We start from the raw sequence: 3940 nt of genomic DNA on the forward strand, positions 1-3940 counted from the left end.
GTGGTCGGAGTAGGAACAATGGTCGCCCATCGCCCCCTCCACAGATCCGTACGTGCGGAGCTACCGCATACGGCTCCTGCCTTGGGTCGTGACGATCAGACGCTGACTCGGGTAGGGGTGGCATATATGGACGAGGGGTAACCAGTGCGCTGCGATACGACACATACGCTGACTCGTCAGGCGATGCTTCTGACTTCGACGACGCAGAGTTCTGAACCACACTCGACCGACAGCTTGGCGAAACTGCCCGATGCGCGTGCCGTTACGGGGCACCCCGAAGTAGCGCATATGCCCGTTCACTACCGCCCGCAGGTACCGTCCCTGCTCTGCGATGGTCTGGTGCATACGCCGGCGCAGTTCCTCTTTGACTGCCAGCAGCTTGGCCCGCATTCGCTTGGCACTGGTCAGCCGCACTATCGCGAACTTCCCTTTGCGTGACTTCCCGCAGCAATGCGTAAAGCCCAGGAAGTCGAAGGTCTGCGGCTTACCTTTCCCGCGGCGCCTGCAGTTCTCGCGCGCAAAGCGTCCGAACTCGATCAGCCGCGTCTTGTCCTCGTGCAGCTTCAAGCCGAATCGGGCCAGTCTCTCGGTGACCGCGCGCTGGAAGCGCTCGGCATCCCTCGGGTGCTGAAACCCCGCGACCCAATCATCGGCATACCGCACCACGATTACGTCGCCTTCGGCGTGTCGCGCACGCCACTGCTTCACCCACAGGTCGAACGCATAGTGGAGGTAGATATTCGACAGCAGCGGCGAGATGCTGCCGCCCTGAACTGTACCCACCTCACTCTGCGTCAGCCTGCCGTCTTCCAGCACGCCAGCGTGCAGCCATTTCTTTATGAGCCGCACGACCCGCGTGTCCGCTATCCGGTGCTCAATGAATCTGATCAGCCAGTCGTGTTCGATTGTGTCGTAGAACTTGCTGATATCCGCATCGAGTATCCAGCCCACTTTCCTGCGCTCGATACCTACGCTCACGGCGTCGAGCGCATTGTGTGCGCTCTTGCCGGGACGGAAGCCGTAGCTGAACCCGACGAAGTCCTGTTCATAGATCGCATTGAGTACCTCGACCGTGGCGACCTGGACGAGCTTGTCCTCCAGTGCCGGGACGCCCAGCGGACGCTTGCTGCCATCCGCCTTGTCGATATACACACGTCTGACAGGCTGGGGCCGGTAAGCCCCTCGGGCCAGCCGGTCAGACAGGTCCAGAAGCCGCGCTTCAAGCTCCAGTCCGTACGACTGCCACGTCTCGCCGTCCACCCCGGCTGCCGCCGTTCGCTCAAGCGCAAAGTAGGCTGCCCGCAGACGGTCGACCGCGTAGATGTGATGCATCAGTGTGGTGAACTTCGCACCCAGTCGGCCCTTGGCCGTCTGTCGTATGCCGTCGAGCGCCGTTCCCATGTCATATGCCCGCCCCAATCTGCGGGACATGCGCGCTGCGACTGCATTGCCCTTGGCCTGCCGCCTTCCCTCCACTACCTCCGCCGCCACAGGGATTTCACCCGCAGCCTTGTTCGGCAGCTTCTCCGGTACTACGCAGCAGTCCGACTTCCCACGCCCGTGGCTCATCGTCGTGTGCCCTCAGGCTTCACGATGCGCACTGCGTTCCACGCTTCCCAGCGCGACGCAGTAGGGCGCGGGATCTCCCGGTTCCCATGCAAGGTGTTTCCGCACGTGCTCAGGGTCTCCGACTGCGCGGGGTCCAGGATTGCCTTGCCAATGCGGCAATCCCGGTGTGGCTTTCGGCAAGCGTCCAGTGCCTCGGCACCCCGATCAGCCCGCGCCTTTCGGCACGGGGAATGGATTTCGCAGCTCGATACCTGGCCCATGCGTACCTCTGCCAACGCTTCGCCTACGCCCTTACGGACGCACACGCATGACTCGAGGCCGTCGTGGTTGGCTAGACCTTCAACGTATGACTCTTCCATTCACAACACCTTGCCGGTTTTGACCGGCGCACGGACGCGTTCATTTCATTGCTTACGCCCAATGTGGCTTCGAACAGCTTGCTGTGCATGACCTGCCTTCGTCTTGTTTATGTAGAAACCGGGACGATACCAACCACTGAAAATTCAACAGAGGCAATTTTGTTGCGTCGTGCAAAGAGGAACCGCATGCAAGATTGATTTACAAATCGTGGTCCGCGTCGAAATCCTCGCGCGCTATGGTGTCGTCTCGACGCTCACCGACGGACTCTTCGCATACCCCCGGGAACGGCCTAGCGTATCGCGTCATTTCGCTGAAGGAAACCATGATGGAACAAGCTATTGTCACCGTAGATCGTGCTGATCCCCGAGCCCAAAATCGTATCCAGTCTCTTGGCGAGTCTCTCTCGACACTCGAAAGCCGCCCTCTCCTCGCGGCACACGACGAATCGTCACCGGCGTCGCGAGCAACGGGAGAATTGCTCCAACGTATCGTCAAACGCGAAGCACAGGTCGCGGTGGTCGGACTCGGCTATGTTGGGTTGCCGTTGGCAATGGCCGCGACCGAAGGTGGTTTCAACGTCGTTGGCCTGGATATCGACGCGCAAAAAGTGGCCATGCTGAATGCGTCGCAATCGTACATCCAGCACGTCAGCGACGACCAGCTCGCCAAATTCGTCGCACAAAAGAAGTTTTTCGCCACGACGGCGTTCTCGGCAATCCGCGATGTTGACGCCGTGCTGATTTGCGTGCCGACACCGCTCACCCGCCATCGGGAGCCGGATCTGTCATACGTCGTCAGCACGGTCGAATGTATTGCTCAACATCTGCGACCGGGCCAACTGATCGTACTGGAATCTACGACGTATCCCGGCACCACGCGGGATATCGTACGTCCACTTCTCGAGCGTACCGCCCTGAAGTCGGGCGACGATTTTCTTCTAGCATATTCTCCGGAACGCGAAGACCCCGGAAACCCGGAATATCTCACGACGCGAATTCCCAAGGTCATCGGCGCAGATAGCGCTTACGCACTGGAGGTCGCTCGCTCACTGTATGAGCGCATCGTAGCCAAGACGGTCCCGGTTTCGTCGCTGGAGACAGCCGAGGCGGTCAAGCTCACCGAAAACATCTTCAGAGCGGTCAACATCGCCCTTGTCAACGAGCTCAAGGTTATCTACGAACCGATGGGCATCGACATCTGGGAGGTTGTCGAGGCAGCCAAGACGAAACCGTTCGGCTATATGGCATTCTATCCGGGGCCGGGTCTGGGAGGACACTGCATTCCCATCGATCCGTTTTACCTGACGTGGAGGGCTCGCGCTTTTGGGATCACGACCCGACTCATCGAGACCGCGGGCGAGATCAACACGTCGATGCCGCGTCACGTCGCGGATCATATACTGTCCGCGCTATCCGATCGATACAAGAAGAGTTTGAACGGGGCACAAATCCTGATTGTTGGCGTGGCGTACAAGCGCAACGTCAACGACGTGCGCGAGAGCCCAGCGTTCAGGCTAATCGAACTGTTGACGGAGCGAGGCGCAGCCGTCGAATACCACGATCCGCACGTGCCGGAGGTCCAGCCAATGCGGGAACATCCGGCCATTCAAGGCCTAAAGTCGGTTTCCTGTGAACCATGTCAGCTTCGCCAATACGACGCCGCTGTGATCGTCACGGATCACGATGACGTCGACTATCGGCTCATTGTCGAGAACTGCCCGTTGGTTGTGGATACGCGAAATGTTTGCGCACGCCGTGCGATCGCCGCAGGTAATGTTGTGAAGGCGTGAGCTCGACACGGTTCCAAATCGAAGATGGGGCACAGCTTCCCGACATTGCCCCGACCCATCGTCTCGATCTCTTTTCGTTCGCAGGAGTCGCAGCGGCTCTGTTAGCGGAGCGCACAGTGCCTCGCACTGGCCGATCCATCGGCCCATACAGGCCCGGTCAAGCGTCACGCCGTCGCGCGCCGCGATCGCCGATTGCCGGTACAACGGCTGGTGGTCTGCGTA

Annotated in this window: 2 protein-coding genes and 1 pseudogene; 1 reads left to right on the forward strand and 2 read right to left on the reverse strand. The window is 59.9% G+C overall.

The genetic code is table 11. From position 1 onward, the window contains the following. Positions 1-60: 60 nt before the first annotated feature. Positions 61-1401, reverse strand: a complete 1341-nt coding sequence (gene ltrA, locus BMI01S_RS36240; protein ID WP_409372331.1) for a group II intron reverse transcriptase/maturase — start codon at positions 1399-1401, stop codon at positions 61-63. 850 nt (positions 1402-2251) lie between these two features. Here ltrA and BMI01S_RS36245 point away from each other — a divergent pair. Beyond that, the gene (locus BMI01S_RS36245; protein ID WP_255217853.1) at positions 2252-3718 is read left to right on the forward strand and encodes a nucleotide sugar dehydrogenase; all 1467 of its coding nucleotides are present in this window, start codon (positions 2252-2254) and stop codon (positions 3716-3718) included. Positions 3719-3805: 87 nt separating this feature from the next. Here the strand turns inward: BMI01S_RS36245 and BMI01S_RS40210 are convergent. Beyond that, a pseudogene (locus tag BMI01S_RS40210) lies at positions 3806-3940 on the reverse strand (IS66 family transposase); the annotation flags it as partial.

The sequence above is a fragment of the Paraburkholderia mimosarum LMG 23256 = NBRC 106338 genome, assembly GCF_000739815.1.
Classification (GTDB): Bacteria; Pseudomonadota; Gammaproteobacteria; order Burkholderiales; family Burkholderiaceae; genus Paraburkholderia; species Paraburkholderia mimosarum.

Bases quoted from the DNA above. Each gene is read 5' to 3' on its own strand.
- ltrA (WP_409372331.1), bottom strand. From the start codon at position 1,401: ATGGGAACGGCGCTCGACGGCATACGACAGACGGCCAAGGGCCGACTG.
- BMI01S_RS36245 (WP_255217853.1), top strand. From the start codon at position 2,252: ATGATGGAACAAGCTATTGTCACCGTAGATCGTGCTGATCCCCGAGCC.